General features: G+C 68.3%; 14 protein-coding genes. 6 read left to right on the top strand and 8 right to left on the bottom strand.

The features are described 5' to 3' along the window. Positions 1–357: 357 nt before the first annotated feature. Positions 358–1,095 carry a hypothetical protein gene (locus Rhe02_RS34190; RefSeq protein ID WP_203912585.1) on the top strand — a complete coding sequence of 246 codons (738 nt, stop codon included), beginning with the start codon at positions 358–360 and terminating at the stop codon, positions 1,093–1,095. Here Rhe02_RS34190 and Rhe02_RS34185 read toward each other — a convergent pair. Both Rhe02_RS34185 and Rhe02_RS34180 read right to left on the bottom strand, forming a co-directional pair. Next, complete coding sequence (locus Rhe02_RS34185) at positions 1,036–1,737, bottom strand: hypothetical protein (RefSeq protein ID WP_239124237.1); 702 nt, start codon at positions 1,735–1,737, stop codon at positions 1,036–1,038. The two genes, Rhe02_RS34190 and Rhe02_RS34185, sit on opposite strands and share 60 nt — an antisense overlap. Continuing rightward, a complete protein-coding gene (locus tag Rhe02_RS34180) occupies positions 1,734–2,462 on the bottom strand; it encodes an ABC transporter ATP-binding protein (protein ID WP_203912584.1) in 729 nt (242 codons plus the stop codon). Before Rhe02_RS34180 ends, Rhe02_RS34185 begins: the two co-directional genes overlap by 4 nt. 200 nt (positions 2,463–2,662) lie before the next feature. Here Rhe02_RS34180 and Rhe02_RS34175 point away from each other — a divergent pair, with 200 nt between their 5' ends. Continuing rightward, a complete protein-coding gene (locus Rhe02_RS34175; protein ID WP_203912618.1) occupies positions 2,663–4,276 on the top strand; it encodes a peroxidase family protein in 1,614 nt (537 codons plus the stop codon). 151 nt (positions 4,277–4,427) lie between these two features. Further along, positions 4,428–4,784: an STAS domain-containing protein gene (locus tag Rhe02_RS34170; RefSeq protein WP_203912583.1), complete on the top strand. Its 357-nt coding sequence runs from the start codon at positions 4,428–4,430 to the stop codon at positions 4,782–4,784. Between the two features lie 9 nt (positions 4,785–4,793). Here Rhe02_RS34170 and Rhe02_RS34165 read toward each other — a convergent pair whose 3' ends face one another. Both Rhe02_RS34165 and Rhe02_RS34160 read right to left on the bottom strand, forming a co-directional pair. After that, complete coding sequence (locus Rhe02_RS34165; protein WP_239124236.1) at positions 4,794–6,026, bottom strand: MFS transporter; 1,233 nt, start codon at positions 6,024–6,026, stop codon at positions 4,794–4,796. 67 nt (positions 6,027–6,093) lie between these two features. Next, a complete protein-coding gene (locus tag Rhe02_RS34160; protein WP_203912582.1) occupies positions 6,094–7,005 on the bottom strand; it encodes an ADP-ribosylglycohydrolase family protein in 912 nt (303 codons plus the stop codon). Between the two features lie 146 nt (positions 7,006–7,151). Here Rhe02_RS34160 and Rhe02_RS34155 point away from each other — a divergent pair, with 146 nt between their 5' ends. Next, the gene (locus Rhe02_RS34155) at positions 7,152–8,630 is read left to right on the top strand and encodes a PQQ-dependent sugar dehydrogenase (protein ID WP_239124235.1); all 1,479 of its coding nucleotides are present in this window, start codon (positions 7,152–7,154) and stop codon (positions 8,628–8,630) included. Here the strand turns inward: Rhe02_RS34155 and Rhe02_RS34150 are convergent. From Rhe02_RS34150 to aceB, 4 genes are read right to left on the bottom strand one after another with little or no spacing between them, the layout of a single operon-like run. Continuing rightward, positions 8,608–9,885 (bottom strand): (Fe-S)-binding protein, encoded by a 1,278-nt coding sequence (locus Rhe02_RS34150; RefSeq protein WP_203912580.1) that lies wholly within the window; start codon positions 9,883–9,885, stop codon positions 8,608–8,610. The genes Rhe02_RS34155 and Rhe02_RS34150 overlap by 23 nt on opposite strands. 3 nt (positions 9,886–9,888) lie before the next feature. Beyond that, the gene (locus Rhe02_RS34145) at positions 9,889–11,058 is read right to left on the bottom strand and encodes an FAD-binding oxidoreductase (protein ID WP_203912579.1); all 1,170 of its coding nucleotides are present in this window, start codon (positions 11,056–11,058) and stop codon (positions 9,889–9,891) included. After that, a complete protein-coding gene (locus Rhe02_RS34140) occupies positions 11,058–12,518 on the bottom strand; it encodes an FAD-linked oxidase C-terminal domain-containing protein (RefSeq protein WP_203912578.1) in 1,461 nt (486 codons plus the stop codon). Before Rhe02_RS34140 ends, Rhe02_RS34145 begins: the two co-directional genes overlap by 1 nt. Then, complete coding sequence (gene aceB / locus Rhe02_RS34135) at positions 12,518–14,056, bottom strand: malate synthase A (protein WP_203912577.1); 1,539 nt, start codon at positions 14,054–14,056, stop codon at positions 12,518–12,520. The genes Rhe02_RS34140 and aceB overlap by 1 nt, the downstream gene beginning before the upstream one ends. Positions 14,057–14,143: 87 nt before the next feature. On the opposite strand from aceB, the gene Rhe02_RS34130 reads away from it, so the two are divergent. Then, on the top strand, positions 14,144–15,397 hold the full coding sequence (locus Rhe02_RS34130; RefSeq protein WP_203912576.1) for a M50 family metallopeptidase: 1,254 nt from the start codon (positions 14,144–14,146) through the stop codon (positions 15,395–15,397). Continuing rightward, positions 15,397–15,978 carry a GNAT family N-acetyltransferase gene (locus tag Rhe02_RS34125; protein ID WP_203912575.1) on the top strand — a complete coding sequence of 194 codons (582 nt, stop codon included), beginning with the start codon at positions 15,397–15,399 and terminating at the stop codon, positions 15,976–15,978. Before Rhe02_RS34130 ends, Rhe02_RS34125 begins: the two co-directional genes overlap by 1 nt. Positions 15,979–16,054 lie beyond the last annotated feature (76 nt).

Genomic DNA, 16,054 nt, shown 5'->3' with positions numbered 1-16,054 from the left:
CCCGCTGCACTCCGACCGTGGCCTGCCAGCGCAGGTCGGGCCATAACCCGGGCAACCGCCAGGCGCACTGGGTCACCGTCGCATCGCCGAAGCGCATCTCCTGCTCTTCCTCGGGCGGCCCGAGGGTGGCCACGTAGAGCTCCAGCCCGCGCGGCGCCCGAGCCGACCTGAGCATGGACTGCCATCGATTGTGCGCGGCCATGTATTGGGCATGGGTGACGCCGAGCTCGTCGCAGGCGGCGCTCACCAGCTCCGGCTGGAAGTCGGCCATGCGGCGCAGCAGCATGAGCTGAAATTCACGACGGGCAAAGCCTTTCATCGGCACGAGCATAAGCCCGGCCGTATACGCTGCCTGGTATGGCGCTAGTTGCCCGTCATCTGCGCTTCGGACAAGCACTGCGTGATGCCTGGCGACTGTGGCGAAGCCACGAGAGGCTGTTCCTCTCGATGGCGGTCGCGGTGGTGACGCCGCTGCTCGTGCTTGACCAATTTCTGCAGCGCCGCTGGGACAACGAGGGACGGGCACCCGCGGCGGCCCTGCTCCTGCTCACCGGCTTGGTGCTGGCCGCATTCGGGGAGGCGCTGTGCGCCGGGCTCGCCGAGCACGCCCTGCGCGACGAGCTGATGGACCGGCCCAGGCGGCCGCTGCGCGTGCTGCTGCCGCTGTTGCCCCTGGGCACGCTGAGCGTGCTTGCCTTCATCGTCGGCGTGACCGTGACCCTCGGCCTGGCCGCCCTTTTGCTGCCAGGGCTCGCCATTTTCGCCTGGCTGGCCTGCGCCAGCCCGGCGGCCAGCTTCGAGCGGCATGGCGTGCGCGCGGCGCTGGCGACCAGCGTGCGGCTGGTGCGCGGCCGCTTCTGGCGGGTCGCCGCGGTCACCAGCGTCACCTTCCTGCCGACGGCCATCGGCGGCGCTGTCGAGGCGTGGCTGCATTCCTACCATCCGCCGCTGTGGCTGATGATCGTGGTGGAGGCTCTCATCGAGTCCGTCGTCATCAGCTACACGGCGGCAGTGGTGGTGATCGTCTATCACACGCTAAGGGCGGAAGCGGCGCAGCCGGACGTAGCCGTAGATGGCGATGGCGCTCCAGGCTAGGGACCAGAGGGTGAGCAGGGCCGCGGTCGACACATCGACCTGGTTCACTGTTGCCCGCGCGGTGGCCATGAGCGGTGGCACCAGCCAGGGAACGGGTGAGCCCTTGAGGCCGAGCACGATCGCCAGCACCGCGCCACCGGTGAGGACGAGCGCGCTGACTCCGGCCGAGCGGCTGATCGGCCTGCTGGCCAAAGCCCCGAGCGCCACCGCGGGCGGGATGGCCACCAGGTGCGCCCACAGCCCCAGCACCAGCGACGGACCCAGCGGCACCTTGGCGTTCAGCTCCGACACGCCGCCGAGAAGCCACGGCAGCACCATCCCCAGGCCCACCGTGACCAATGTGGTGACCGCACCGGTCAGCAGGCCGTTGCCCATCTCACGAGCCCGTGAGCCAACCGCGGTGATGGCGATGTGCCGCTGCACATCGGGCTCCACGTCGAGCAGGATCTTGACCTGCCAGGCGAAGATCGGGAAGAGCACCACCGCGGACATGCCGTAGGCCTCGGCGGGCTCGGCCTGCCCGCCGCCGTAGAAGATGCCCAGAATCGCCAGGGCCACCAACAGCGGGGCCAACGCCACCTGGGCGCGCACGTAGGCGCTGAGCCGCATGGCCATCAGGCCGGTCATGCCGTAGCCGCTCACAGCCGCACCGCCAGCACGTCGTGGCCGTCGGCGCGCAGCCGGGCCGCGGTCGACTCGGCCTGCGACTGCGCGACCGAAATCTCGATGACACAGCGCCTTTCCGCCTCGCCCGCCGCGGTCACGGTCAGCCGGCCGTCGTGCACCAGCCACTGGGTCGTGTGCGGCATCTTCACCGTCTCGCCTCGGTGATCGCTGACCAGAACCATCCCGCCGGCCGCGGTCACCTCGGCGATGAGGGCCGGGATCTCTTCGCGCGTCTGCGCGTCGAGTCCTTCCCACGGCTCATCGAGGACCAGCAGCCCCGGCGGCACCAGCAACGCCTGCGCCAGCCCGACCTTTTGCGCGCTTCCTTTGGACAGCTGGCTCATCTTGGTACCCAGAAACGGTGTCAGATAAAGACGTTGCGCCCACCGATCCACCGCGGCACGGGCGGCCACGGCGGTCAGGCCACGGATTGCGGCCATCTGCAGCAGATACCTCCGAGCCGTGAAGGGCTGCGCGGCGGCGAACCGCTCGGGCACCCAGCCCACCACTGTCGGCCGGTCGTCGACGGTGCCCCGAGTCGCCGGGCGGATGCCAGCGATCACGCTGAGCAGGGTGGACTTGCCCGCGCCGTTGCGGCCGGCGACTATGCCCACCTCCCCCGGCTGCAGCTCGGCGTGCACTTCCCGCAGCACCCAGGGGGCGCCGCGACCATAGTGGACCCACAGGTCGCGCAGATGCATGACGCGAGAGTATGTCAACTTCGCGGCCCCGCCCGCCCCGGCAAACCACCCCCTTAATGGTCTTCCGCCCACCTAGGGTGATTTCGTCCTGTGCGCACGGGTGTCGATATCCAATAATTAGCCGTCACTAATTGGAAGCGATCCAAATAGTGAATCCGGGCGATCCAGCGGAGGTGCACCAACAACTGGAGGCAGAAACAATGTCACAAGACAACGACGAAACCTCGTCCCATAGCCGGCGCAAGTTCCTGGCCGGCGTAGGTCTGGGAGCAGGAGCGGTGGGAGCGGCGGCGCTGACGCCCAACCAAGCGCTCGCTGAAATGGTCCGCGGGGAGGCCGCGATCGCGGCGACCCAGCCCGACCGCTTCGGTCGCATGTTCCCCAACCTGCCATCGTTCATGACCACCACCCAGCCCAACTTCCAGCGCGTGGTCGACGCCCTCACCGACATCAGTCAATTCGGCGGTTTTCTCGACGCCAAAGACCCGCTGGGCCGTGGCCCGATCGAGCTGATCACCGATCCGGCGGCCAACGTCAACAATCCCAACAACCCCACCCACACCGCGGGCACGACCTTCCTCGGTCAGTTCCTTGACCACGACATGACCTTCGATGCCGCATCTCGGTTGACCGTACCGACCGAGCCGCTGACGTCGGTCAACACCCGCACCCCCGCCCTGGATCTCGACACCCTCTACGGTTTCGGTCCCACGGCAAGCCCGCAGCTCTACAGCACCACCGACCGCGCCAAGCTGCGCATAGAAAGCGGCGGCAAATTCGAGGACGTACCTCGGATGGCCAACGGAACGGCGATCATCGGTGACCCCCGCAACGATGAAAACGTCGTCATCAGCGGTTTGCAGGCCGCGTTCATCAAGTTCCACAACCGAGTAGTCGACCAGGTTCGCTCGCAGAACCCGGGCGGCAGCCCCGACGCCATCTTCCAGCAGGCGCGAACGATAGTGACCCACCACTATCAGTGGATCATCGTGCACGAGTTCCTGCCCCAGATCATTGGACAGGACCGCGTGAACCAGTTCCTTGCCCAGCGCCGCTTCTACACCCCGCCCTCTGGACAGCACTACATCCCAGTGGAGTTCCAGGGCGCGGCCTACCGCTTCGGCCACAGCATGGTCCGGCCGTCCTACCGAGTCAACCTGGCCGGAAACAACAATGGCGGCGCGTTCTTCGCGATGATTTTCGATCCCGCAGGCGAAGGACAGGCCGACCCGGTCGACATGCGTGGGGGGCGACGCGCGCCCCGGCGCTTCATCGGCTGGCAGACGTTCTTCGACTTCGGGCCTCAATTCACCGACCCCGGCGCCACCACACCGGCGGTCAAGCCCAACAAGCGCATCGACTCCAAGATTTCCACCCCGCTGTTCCGGCTGCCGCTAAGCGCCATCGCCAGTGGGGATCAGCCGATCTCGCTCCCGCAGCGAAACCTGTTGCGTCACATCACCTGGCAGATCCCATCCGGTCAGGCCATAGCCCAGGCCGCCGGACTGCCCTTCCTGGGGGCTGCCAACTTCACCGAGTTCCGCGGCTACAACGTGGGCTTGGACAGCAACACTCCACTTTGGTACTACGTGCTCAAAGAGGCCGAGCTGATGGAACAGGGCCTGCGGCTAGGCCCGGTCGGCTCGCTGATCGTCGGCGAGGTCTTCATCGGCCTGCTGCAACTCGCACCCGGCTCCTATCTGCGCGACAACCCCGGCTTCCGGCCCACCCTGCCCAGCCGTGTCGCCGGAAACTTCACCATGGTCGACCTGCTTACCTATGCGCAGGTGGACCCGGTGAGCCGCGGGCAGTGATCCGTTAACGCCAGCTGTTCCGGAATCTTGCCCGGATATTCCGGAACAGCTGCGTTCACCTCTGGTAGCGAAGCTCGTGACTTTTGGTAGTCTGGTGCCTGCCCGGCCAGGGTTTTAAGCGCGCTCATGGTCGGTAAATAGAAGGGCCACCATGGCTACACCCCGATACTCGATGGCGCGCCAGCCCATTGCCGACGGCGGTCAAACACGTCTTGTCATCGCCGGCGAAATAGACCTCGCCGCGCACGACACCCTGCTCGCCGAGATCCTCCAGGTGGTCAATGGCTCGGCGACCGACCTCGTGGTCGACCTCGGTGCGGTGACCTTCGTCGATTCCGGGGGCATCGGCGTGCTGGTAAAGGGTTTCCACTCGGCCAGCGAGGCGGGATGCGGGTACAGGGTGGTCAACCCACAGGGCATCGTGCGCCAGGTGCTGGAGATCACCGGGGTGTTCACCATCCTCAGCGACGGCGCCCAGTCTCAGCGCGATCGTTCCGCAGCCGGCTGACCGGGCTCGTCACCCGAGGGCGGTAGCCAGCTCGGGCTCGCGGGTGCGTTGCGCCCACCGGGTCGCCACCGGCACCGCCATCCCGCTAGCGGCGAAGAGGAACCCGAAAAGTGCCCAGCCCGGCCAGCCCCAGCCGATGACGACCGTGGCGAGCACGGCCGGAGCGATCACGTTGGCGAGGGCGAAACCGGTGCTGTACAAGCCTTGGTACTGGCCCTGGGCGTGCGATGGGGCCAGGTCGAAGGAGATCCCCCAGGACCCGGCCGCCTGGCGCAGCTCGCCGAGGACGTGCACCGCCGACGCGATGAACAGAATGCCGACCGCCACCCACATCGGCTTGCCGGCCGCCAGCGCGTAGAGCACGCACGCCCCGGCCAGCAGGAAACCCGCGACCCGTTGCGCCGCAGCGGCACCGGTCGCCTCCCCCGCGCCCCGGCTCGCCCGCACCTGTAGGAAAATCACCGACACCGCGTTGAGCAGACCAAGCCCGCCCACCACCCAGGCCGGCGCGCTGGTGCGCTGCACCACCCAGAGCGGGACAGCCACATTGAGCATTCCATAGTGGACACACAGCACCGCGTTGAGCACGGTCAAAGCCAGATAGGGCCGGTCGCGCAGCACGACGAAGGTGGGCCCGTCGTTGCGCTTGGCCGCGGCCGCCACCGCCGGCACCCGCAGGTCGAGCAGAGCCGACAGCAGAAAGAACGCCACACATACCAACAGCAGCGTCGTGTACCCCGCCCGCGTGTCCGCATGCAGCGCAAGACCCGCGCCGATCGCCCCGATCGCCCAGCCCACGTTGGTCACCGAGCGCAGGATCGCCCTGGTGCGCACCCGCTCCTGGGCCGGAATGGCCCCCGCCACCAGCGCGCCGTGGGCCGCCCCGCTCGCGGCGTCGAGCAGCGCCAAAGTGCTTGCCACGGCGACGAATCCGGCGAATTCGTGGACGAGGAGGTAGCCCAGCGGGCCAACGGCGCGCAGCGTCGCGAACACCACCAGCGTGTTGCGGGGGCCCATCCGGTCGGCGAGGTGCCCGGCCGGAACACCCGCGAACAGGCCGCACACCGCCGCGATGGTCAAGCCGACGCCGACCTCGCTCGCCGACAGCCCCACCGACCGGGTGAAGAAGACGACGCTCATCGTGATGAACAGGGCCCGTCCGCTCGACCCGGCCAGCGTGCTGTAGATCAGAGCCCTGGTCGCCGGATGGGAGGGCAGCAACCTGACCAAGCGTGAGGGCATGGGCGCAGGCTAGCCCAGCGCCCCGGTTGCTCGCGCGCCCATTTCACGTGGCCCGCCTCACTTCGCCCTAGAGCTCGAGCCACCCGGGCAGCGGCTCCCGCGCCTCGATCCAGGTCTGCGGGATGCCGGGCTGACCTGTATACGCCGCAACGATTCCGCCCACGATGGCGGAGGTGGTGTCGATGTCGCCGCCCGCGGTGACACAGTCGGCGATGGCCTGCGGGTAGTCCGCCAGACGCCGTGCGGCCACCCACAACGCGAAGGGCACCGTGTCCTGCGCCAGTACCAGATGGCCGCTTCCCAGCTCGTAGGCCACTTCCGCCACAGGCAGGTGCAGCATCTTGCGCGCCCGCACGATGCCGCGGCGGGTCTGGCTCTCCGGCGCGGCGGCGATCACGGCATCGAGGAACGGACCCGGCTTGGGTTTCGCGCCCGCGAGCCGACCGGCCGCGGCCCGGCTTGCCGCCACCGCCACCGCGATCGCCCCCGCCACTCCCTCCGGATGGGTGTGGGTCACCTGAGCGCTGAGCCGTGCCTGGGCAACGGCACGCGGCACATCGTCGGCAAACCAGGCCCCCAGCGGGGCGATGCGCATCGCCGCGCCATTGCCCATCGACCCCTGGCCGTCGAAGACGCGCCCGGCCGCTTCCAGCCAGGGCATGCCCTGGCGGATGGCATGCAGGATCACGAATGCGCCCGCGCCATAGCCCCGATTCGGCTCGCACCGCTGGGCGAAGGCCGCGGCCAGCCGCTCCTGGTCGATGTGACCGGCCGTGGCGAGCATCCACACCACGGAACAGGCCATCTCGGTGTCGTCGGTCCATTCCCAGACCGGTGGCGGGACCACGCCCGCCTGCAGATCGCCGACCTTGCGGCCGACCATGAAGTATTGCGCTCCAAGCGCATCCCCGACCGACAGCCCGGTGAGGCTGTCGAGGGCGTATCCCAGCCGCGTCGACTCCGTCAGAATCATTCTCATCCTGAGAAGATCCTGCCACTGATGACCGGCTTGGGCAACGGAGACCGGTACCCACATATTGATTTTCCGGAATGTTTCCGGAAGGATTCTGCACGGAGCCGATTGCGCACGACAGCGGGCATCTCCCAACCCGTCGGAGGTTCACTATGCGCAAACGTTCCCTCTATGCCCTTTTCGCGGCGGCAGCCGCGGCGGCCAGCACCATCGTCGTCACGATCACCGGTAACTGGCCAGCGTCGGCTCAGATCGCCGGCGGCTTCAACTTCACCCAACCGCAGACGGTCGCCTCCGGGCTGGTGGCCCCATGGAGCATGGCCTTCCTGCCCGATGGCAGCGCCCTGGTCTCCGAACGCGACAGTGGCCGGGTGCTGCAGGTGCGGCCCGGCTCGGCGCCACAGGCGCTGGGGACGGTCCCCGGCGTGGTGCCCGGCGGAGAGGGTGGCCTGCTCGGGCTGGCCGTCTCGCCGACCTACGCCCAGGACCAGTGGGTCTACGCCTATTTCACCGCCGCTTCGGACAACCGGATCGTGCGGTTCCGGCTGGCGGCCTTCGCCACCCAGCAGGTCCTCGTCTCCGGATTGGTGAAGAACACCATCCACAATGGAGGGAGGATCGCCTTCGGGCCCGACGGCATGCTCTATGCCGGGGTGGGAGACGCGGGCAACACCGCCAACGCCCAGAACACCAGCAGCCGCAACGGAAAGATCCTGCGGATGACGGCGACCGGCGGCGTGCCCGCGGGCAACCCGTTCGCCAACTCGCTGGTCTACAGCTTCGGCCACCGCAACGTGCAAGGCCTCGCTTGGGACTCGCAGGGCAGGCTCTTCGCCACCGAGTTCGGCCAGAACACCTTCGATGAGGTCAACCAGATCGTCAGCGGCGGCAACTATGGCTGGCCCACCTGTGAAGGCACCTGCAGCAACCCCGCGTTCCGCAACCCGATCGTCACCTGGACGACCGCGGAGGCATCGCCGAGCGGCGCCGCCATCGCGAACAACAACTTCTTCGCGGCGGCCCTTCGCGGCACGCGGCTGTGGGTGGTTCCCATCACCGCCAGCGGCGGCGCCGGAACACCCGTTGCCGAGCTGCAGGGCCAATTCGGGCGGCTGCGCGACGTCAAACTCGGGCCGGACGGGTGGCTGTGGGTGGCCACCAGCAACCGCGACGGCCGGGGTACCCCAACCGCGCAGGACGACCGGATTCTGCGCTTCCCACCGGTAGGGACAAGCCCGTCGCCGTCGGCTTCGGCGTCGCCTTCGCAGAGCCCTTCGCCAAGCCCAAGCCCGAGCCCGAGCCCGAGCAGCCCTCAGCCAGGGCAGGGTTGCACGGCCACCTATCGGATCGCCGGTCAATGGCAGGGCGCCTTCCAAGGTGAGATCACGGTCCGCAACACCGGCACCACCAGCACAACCTCGTGGACGGTGACGTTGGTCTTCCCCAACGGGCAGGTCATCACCCAGCTGTGGAACGGGCGCTTCACCCAGACCGGCAACACCGTGGTGATACGCAACGAAACCTATAACGCCGTCATACCGCCGAACGGAAACGTGATGGTTGGCTTCCTCGCCAACTGGAGCGGCACCAACGGCGTGCCCAGCAGTATTACTTGCTCAAGAACGCCGTAGACAATCCCTGGATTGAGGCGTCGAGTATTTGTGCCGTGTGGGCCAGGCCAATGGTCTGGCCCATGCGGCGCATCGACGACGAGATCTGCATCAGACAGCCCGGGTTGGCGGTCACGAGCAGCTTGGCGCCGGTGGCGATCACGTTGCGGGCCTTGCGTTCACCGAGATCACTGGCGGGCTCGGGATTGAGCACGTTCCAGATTCCCGCCGAGCCGCAACAGATCTCGGCATCGGCGATCTCGCGGACCTGCAGCCCGGGGATCCCGGCCAGCAACGCTCTAGGCTGCGCCCTTACCCCCTGGGCATGGGCCAAGTGGCAGGCGTCGTGGTAGGCGACCGTCATCGGCAGCGGGTGGCGCACCGCCACCGGGCCCAGCTCGACCAGGATCTCGCTGAGGTCTCTCACCTTGGCCGCCAACGCTTCAGCGCGGGGCGCATACCCGGGATCGTCGCGCAACAACTCACCGTATTCCTTGAGCGACGAACCACATCCCGCCGCGTTGACCACCAGGTAGTCGATCTGCTCCCGCTCGAAGGTGTCGATGAGCGAACGGGCGAAGCGGCGCGCTTCCTCCGCGCGTCCGGAATGGACACTGAGCGCACCGCAGCAGCCCTGCCCCTTCGGCGCGATGACGTCACAGCCCTCCGCGGCCAGCACCCGGGCCGTGGCGGCGTTGACCTCCGGGAAGAAGGTGCGCTGCACGCACCCGGTGAGCATGCCCACCACCGCGCGCCGGGGCCCTTGCGCCGCAAGGCGTTCGGGCGTCTTCTCGGGTTTGCTCAAGCGCGGCGCAAGCGACTCCAGCATCGCCAGCGTCGGCGCCTTCGCCAGCTTGATCCGAATACCTATTTTTTGGTACGCACGCAGCGGCCCGCGCAGCAGGCGAAGCCGGCGTGGATACGGGAATAGCCCGAACACCAAGCCGCGCAACGCTTTCTGCCGCAGACCGCGCGGATGACGGCGCTCCACCTGCGCTCGGGTCGCCTCGATGAGCCGGTCGTACTTCACCCCGGACGGGCACGCGGTCACGCACGCCATGCACCCCAGGCAGTTGTCGAAATGCTGGACCATCGAGTTGCTGAGCGGCTCGCCGCCACGCACGGCCTGTTCCATCAAGTGGATCCGGCCCCGCGGCGAGTCCATCTCCTCGCCCCACAGCACATAGGTCGGGCAGGTGGGCAGGCAGAATCCACAGTGGACACAGTCGGAGATCAGATCCAGGCTGGGCGGGTGCTGCTCGTCGAAGGCCGTCACGGCTCAGATCCCTCCCACGAAGCTTCCGGGCGCGAAGCGGCCGCCCGGGTCGAACTGCTGCTTCACCCGGCGCATCAGGTCCAGCCCCGGCACCGGCCCCCACATGTCGATCTGCTCCCGCGAACCGGGCGGCGCCATCAGCACCACCGCATGCCCACCCGCCGCGTGCGCCGCCGCCCGCAACTGCTCGACGACATCCACCACCGACCCCCCACCCGCACCAACGCCGCCGGCATCGATCGCCGCCGGCCTTGCACCCGAGCCGGGGCCGGGCACCGCCTGCCCGGCCGGGGTGAGGCCGGCGTAAAGAACGCCCACGCCGAGCGAGCCTCGTAGGTGCACGGAATGCTTCTCCCGCAAGGCGAGCAGCAGGTCGAGCTGCGAGAGCGCAGCGGTCAGCTTGAGCCCTATTCCGCCGGGCTGCCACGGGTATTGGCCCCACCACGGTGGCGGCTCGTCGGTCAGCTCGCCGCCGATAAGCGCTCGGGCCGCCTCCGCGCGGGCCGGTGTCCCTTCGAAGAGCACGGCCACCTCGGCTTCGCCTCCCGGCGGGGCGTCCACCTCGATGGCGGTGGCGACCAGCTGCGAGCTGCGGATCAGCGCCGCGGCCCGGGCCGGGTCGCTCAGGCCTTGGCAGCGAAGGAAAGTCGAGGCCGTCGGCAACGGATGCAGCCGGAACGCACACTCGGTGATCAGGCCCAGCGTGCCGGAAGAACCGGTGAACAGCTTGCCCAGGTCGTATCCGGCGACGTTCTTGACCACCTTGCCGCCCGATCGGGCCACCACACCGTCGGGGCGCACCACGGTGATCCCGATCAGCAGATCCCTTACCGTGCCGTAGAGCAGGCGGCGCGGACCGCTCGTGTTCGCGGCCACGCTTCCGCCCACAGTGGCTTGCGGGAAGGGCGAGTCGAGCGCCAGCTGCTGGCCGGAGCGGGCAAGCTCGGCTTGCAGCTGCGCCATCGGCGTTCCGGCCCGCACCACCACGATCAGATCCCCGGCCACGTGCTCCACAATGCCGATGAGCCCCTTGGTATCCACGGTCAAGTCCACTCGCGACGGTGGCGTGCCCCAATCGTGTTTGGTGCCCGCCCCCGCGATCTGCACCACCCGAGCGTCCTCGCGCAGCAGGGCAGCCGCCTCCTGCGTCGAACCTGGAGCGACCACCGTCATCAGAACACCTCCGCTATCCCGGCCTCCTGCAGCGGATGCGCGCCCTTGCGCCGCCCGGGCGCCTCCCCGCACAGTCGCGGAGTCGGGAAAACCTTGCCGGGATTGGCTATTCCGGCCGGGTCGAATGCGCATCTGAGCAACTGCATGGTGTCCAGGTCGTCGGAGGTGTACATCAGCGGCATGTGCTTGGCCTTGTCCATGCCGACCCCGTGCTCGCCGGTGATGGAACCGCCGTGCTCGATGCACAGATCGAGGATGGCCGCCGACACCTCCTCGGCGTGGGCGGCCGCGCCCGGCACGGCGTCGTCGAAGAGCACCAGCGGATGCAGGTTGCCGTCGCCTGCGTGAAAGACGTTGGCCACCCTGACGCCGTGCTCCTGCGAGAGGAGTGCTATGCGCCGCAACACCTCCGGCAGCGCGGTGCGCGGGATGACCCCGTCCTGGACGATGTAGTCGGGGCTGATCCGCCCGACCGCGGCGAAGGCGGACTTGCGGCCCTTCCAGATCAGCGCTCGTTCCGCCTCGTCGCGGGCGACCCGGACCTCGAACGCGCCGTGCTCGCGCAGCAACGGCTCCACCCTGGCGAACTGGGCATCGACCTCGGCGGCCGGACCGTCGAGCTCCACTATCAGCACCGCCCCGGCGCCGGCCGGGTATCCACAATGGACGGCCGCTTCGGCCGCCTCGATGGCGAGGGCGTCCATCATCTCGATGGCGGCCGGCACCACCCCTGCCGCGATGACGGCTGAGGTCGCGTTTCCGGCTTCCTTGGCCCCCACGTAGCCTGCCAGGACAGTGCAAACCGCCTCCGGCGACCGGGTCAGCCGGACAGTCACCTGGGTGGTGATGCCCAATGTTCCCTCGGAGCCCACGAAGGCGCCGATCAGGTCATAGCCGGGCGGGTCGGGAGCACGCCCGCCCAGGCTCACCAGCTCCCCCTGCGGCGTCACCAGCTCCAGCCCGGTCACATGGTTGGTGGTGAACCCATATTTGAGGCAGTGGGCACCGCCGGAATTCTCCGCGACGTTGCCCCCGATCGAGCAGATCTGCTGGCTCGACGGATCGGGGGCGTAGTAATAGCCATGCGGCCGGGCCGCCTTGGTCACGTCAAGGTTGATGACACCCGGCTCGACGATCGCCCTCTCATCGGCGGCCGCCACCTCCACGATGCTGCGCATCTGCGCGGTGACGATCAGCACCCCCGCCGCGTGCGGCAGCGCGCCGCCGGACAGCCCGGTGCCCGATCCCCTTGCCACGAAAGGAACCCCAAGCTCGGCGCAGTGGCCGACGATGGCCGCGCATTGCGCCGCGTCGTGCGGCAGGACGACCAGGCCCGGGATGACCCGGTATTGCGCGAGCCCGTCGCATTCGTAGGTGCGCAGCTGCTGCCGGTCGGTGATGACCTGCGCGGGGCTCAGCAACCCGCGCAGGCGGGTGGTGAGCTCCTGCAGCGGATTCATCACGGCATCCGCTCATACGCGGGAAGGGTGAGGAAGTCGACGTATTCGTCGGCGACCGCCACCTCCATGAACAGGTCGACCGCCCGCTTGTCGGCGTCGGGGCATTCCTGCGCCGCTATTCGTTGCACCAGTTCCGCGGTGACCTGCTCCCCGGTGTCGTCGAGCACGACGTGGTTGTGCAGCCATTGCCACACCTGCGATCGCGAAATCTCCGCGGTGGCGACGTCTTCCATCAGGTTGAAGATGGCCACCGCGCCGGTGCCGTTGACCCAGGCGGCCAGGTATTGGATGCCGACGCTCACCGCGTTGCGCAGCCCGGCTTCCGTTCTGCCGCCCGGGGTTTCGCCGACCGACAGCAGCTGCGCGGCGCTCACCCGCACCTCGTCGCGCTTGCGCGCTATCTGGTGCGGGCTCGTGCCGAGCACGGAGTCGAAGACCTCGCGGCAGATCGGCACCAGATCGGGATGCGCCACCCACGAGCCGTCGAACCCGTCGCCGGCCTCACGGGTCTTGTCGTCGCGCACCTTGGCCAGCGCCACCTCGTTGATGGCCGGGTCGCGGCGGCTGGGAATGAAGGCCGCCATCCCGCCGATGGCGTGCGCGCCACGCCGGTGACAGGTCTTGACCAGCAGCTCGGTGTAGGCCCGCAGGAAAGGCGCGGTCATCGTCACCGCGTTGCGGTCGGGGAAGACGAACCGGCCCCGGAAGTTCTTGATGACGCTGAACATGTAGTCCCAGCGCCCGGCGTTGAGACCTGCCGAGTGCTCACGCAGCTCGTAGAGAATCTCGTCCATCTCAAAAGCAGCCGGGATGGTCTCGATGAGCACGGTGGCGCGCATGGTGCCGCGGGCCAGGCCGAGGGTGTCCTCGGCGAAGGTGAACACGTCGTTCCAAAGCCGGGCCTCCCGATGGCTTTCCATCTTCGGCAGGTAGAAGAACGGCCTTGTGCGCTGGGCGCTGTGGAAGGCGTAGAGGCCGAAGTCGACCAGGCTCGCCGAGAGGCGCTCAAAGCCGTGCAGCAGGTGTTTCTCGGTCAGGTGCCAACCGCGCGGGCGAAACACGATGGCGGGCCGCGGGCCTTCATTCAGCTCGTAGCGCTTGCCCTCCGGGCTGGTGTGCGACAGCGTCCCGGCGATGGCGTCACGCAGGTTCAGCTGGCCTTCGATGACATTTTCCCACAGCGGCGCGTTGGCGTCCTCGTGGTCGGCCAGCCACACCTTCGCCCCGGAGTTCAGCGCGTTGATAGTCATCTTGGCGTCGGTCGGCCCGGTGATCTCGACCCGCCTGTCCATGAGCTCCGGCGCGGGCGGCGCGACCGTCCAGTCGCCTTCGCGGATCGCCCTGGTCTCCGCCAGAAAGCCCAAATCACCGCCCGCGGCAAGGGCCAGCTGGCGCACCTTGCGCGCCGCCAGCAACTCCACCCGGCGCGTCTCGAAGCGGTCGGCCAGCTCCGCGAGGAAGCTCAGCGCCTCGGGTGTCAGAATCTCGTCATAGCGTTCACGCATCGGGCCTTCGATGCGAGCCTTGCCTTCTGTCATCACGCCTCCTGGGACTTCACTTCGAATCCTAGGGCCTTACCATGGAGCCCGCCGAGTGAGCACGCGCGGCTGATGCGGGAGGGATCGATGATCTACGTAGTCGGGCTGGTGCTTTTCGCCCTCGGGATTCTGCTGTCGCTGCTGCTGCACGAGGCGGGCCACTTCTTCACCGCCCGCGCCTTCGGGATGAAGGTGACCCGGTTCTTCGTCGGCTACGGGCCCACCCTGTGGTCGGTTCACCGCCGCGGCGTCGAGTATGGAGTCAAGGCCATCCCGGCCGGCGCGTTCGTCAGGATCGTCGGGATGACGCCGCAGGACGACGAGGTCGCCCCCGCCGACGAGCCGCGCGCCATGTGGCGCTTCCCGGTGTGGAAACGCACCATCGTCATGGGTTCCGGCGCGGCGACCCACTTCCTGCTTGGCATCCTCATTCTCTGGGGGCTTTTCTCCTTTGTACCGCTGCAGGACTCGGCCCGGTTGCAGAGCGAGCCCGTGCGCATCGACCGGGTCTCCGAGTGCGTCGACGCGCGCTGGAACAGCCCGTGCACGCCGGGCACCGACCCGGCCAGCCCGGCCCGCCAGCTCGGGTTGCGTACCGGCGACGTGATCACCGCGGTCGACGGCAGCCCGGTGCTGGGCTGGGACGCGCTGACCGCCAAGGTGCGCGCCGCGGGCGGGCAGCGCATCGAGCTCACCTATCTGCGCGACGGCCGGGCCGCCACCGTCGCGGTGACATTGCCGATGGTGCAACGGATCCGGCTCGACGTGCTCAACGATCCGAAAAGGACGGTCGATTCGGTCACCGACGCCGATCTGGAGCAGGTGGGCTCGTTCGGCATCACCCCGGTGATCCCCACGAGCACGGCCGGGCCGATCGCCGGCGTGGGCAAGGCGTGGGAGCAGACCGGCACCATGTTCGCCAACACCTTCGCCTCGCTGGCCCGGTTCCCGGCTAAAATTCCCGCGCTCTGGGCATCGGTGACCGGCGGTGAGCGCGACCCGCAGACCCCGGTCAGCGTCATCGGGGCATCCCACATCGGCGGCCAGCTCTTCGACCGCGGCGAGATCGCCTCCTTCCTGCTCCTGCTCGCCGCGCTGAACTTCTTCATCGGGCTGTTCAACCTGCTGCCGATGCTTCCGGCCGACGGCGGCCACATCGCGATCTTCTGGTTCGAACGCGCGCGGGCCTGGTTCTATGCTTTGCTGGGCAAAGGCGACCCGGGGCGGGTCGACTACTACAAGCTGATGCCGATCACCTACGCGGCCATCCTCATCTTTGGAGCATTCACCGTGCTGACCGTCGCGGCCGACCTCATCAACCCGATCACCCTGCCATTCTGATGACCGATCTCCTCTACGAAGTCGAGCAGTATTTGCGCGCCACCACGCCCAAGCGTGCCTGGCGCACCACCGCCTATCTGCCCGACGGGGTGGTGCAGGCCGCATGCCAGCCGCTGCTGGTGTGCACGGCCGACACGTTGCGCCCACCCCGGCCGACCGCACACCTGGAAATCCTCGAGCTCGGCCCCGGCGCGCAGCTGGCCGAGCTGAAGGAAAACCTCGACCTGAACGCACGCGGATTCGACCCGGAGGCACCGCTTTCCTCCGACGAGGAAGCCGCCGAGTTCGGGCGCAGCCTCGGCACGGCGACGGCCTTCACCGCACGGCTGTCCGGCCAGGGCGCAGGCGCGGGAATGTACCTAGCGCCAGTGGCCGCCGTCACCGAGCTGGTCGGCATCGCCACCCTGGAGCCGTTGCGCGGCCAGGGCGTCGGCGCCGCACTGACCGCAGCGATGGCCCGTCACGCGTTCAGCCAGGGCGTCACCGTAGCCTTTCTGGCCACCGACAACCCCACCGCCCAACGCGTCTACGAACGCGTAGGCTTCCGCCCCCTAGGCAGCATCCGCGAAGGCACGCTGTAATTCTGGCGCGTGCGAAGCAACGCGCGGCAGCGCCGCTCGAGAGCCACTGCCTTCCCTCACGATCATGAAAGCAAAG

It is taken from the genome of Rhizocola hellebori (assembly GCF_016862955.1).
GTDB lineage: Bacteria > Actinomycetota > Actinomycetes > Mycobacteriales > Micromonosporaceae > Rhizocola > Rhizocola hellebori.
This window is presented reverse-complemented; position numbering and strand designations above follow the sequence as displayed.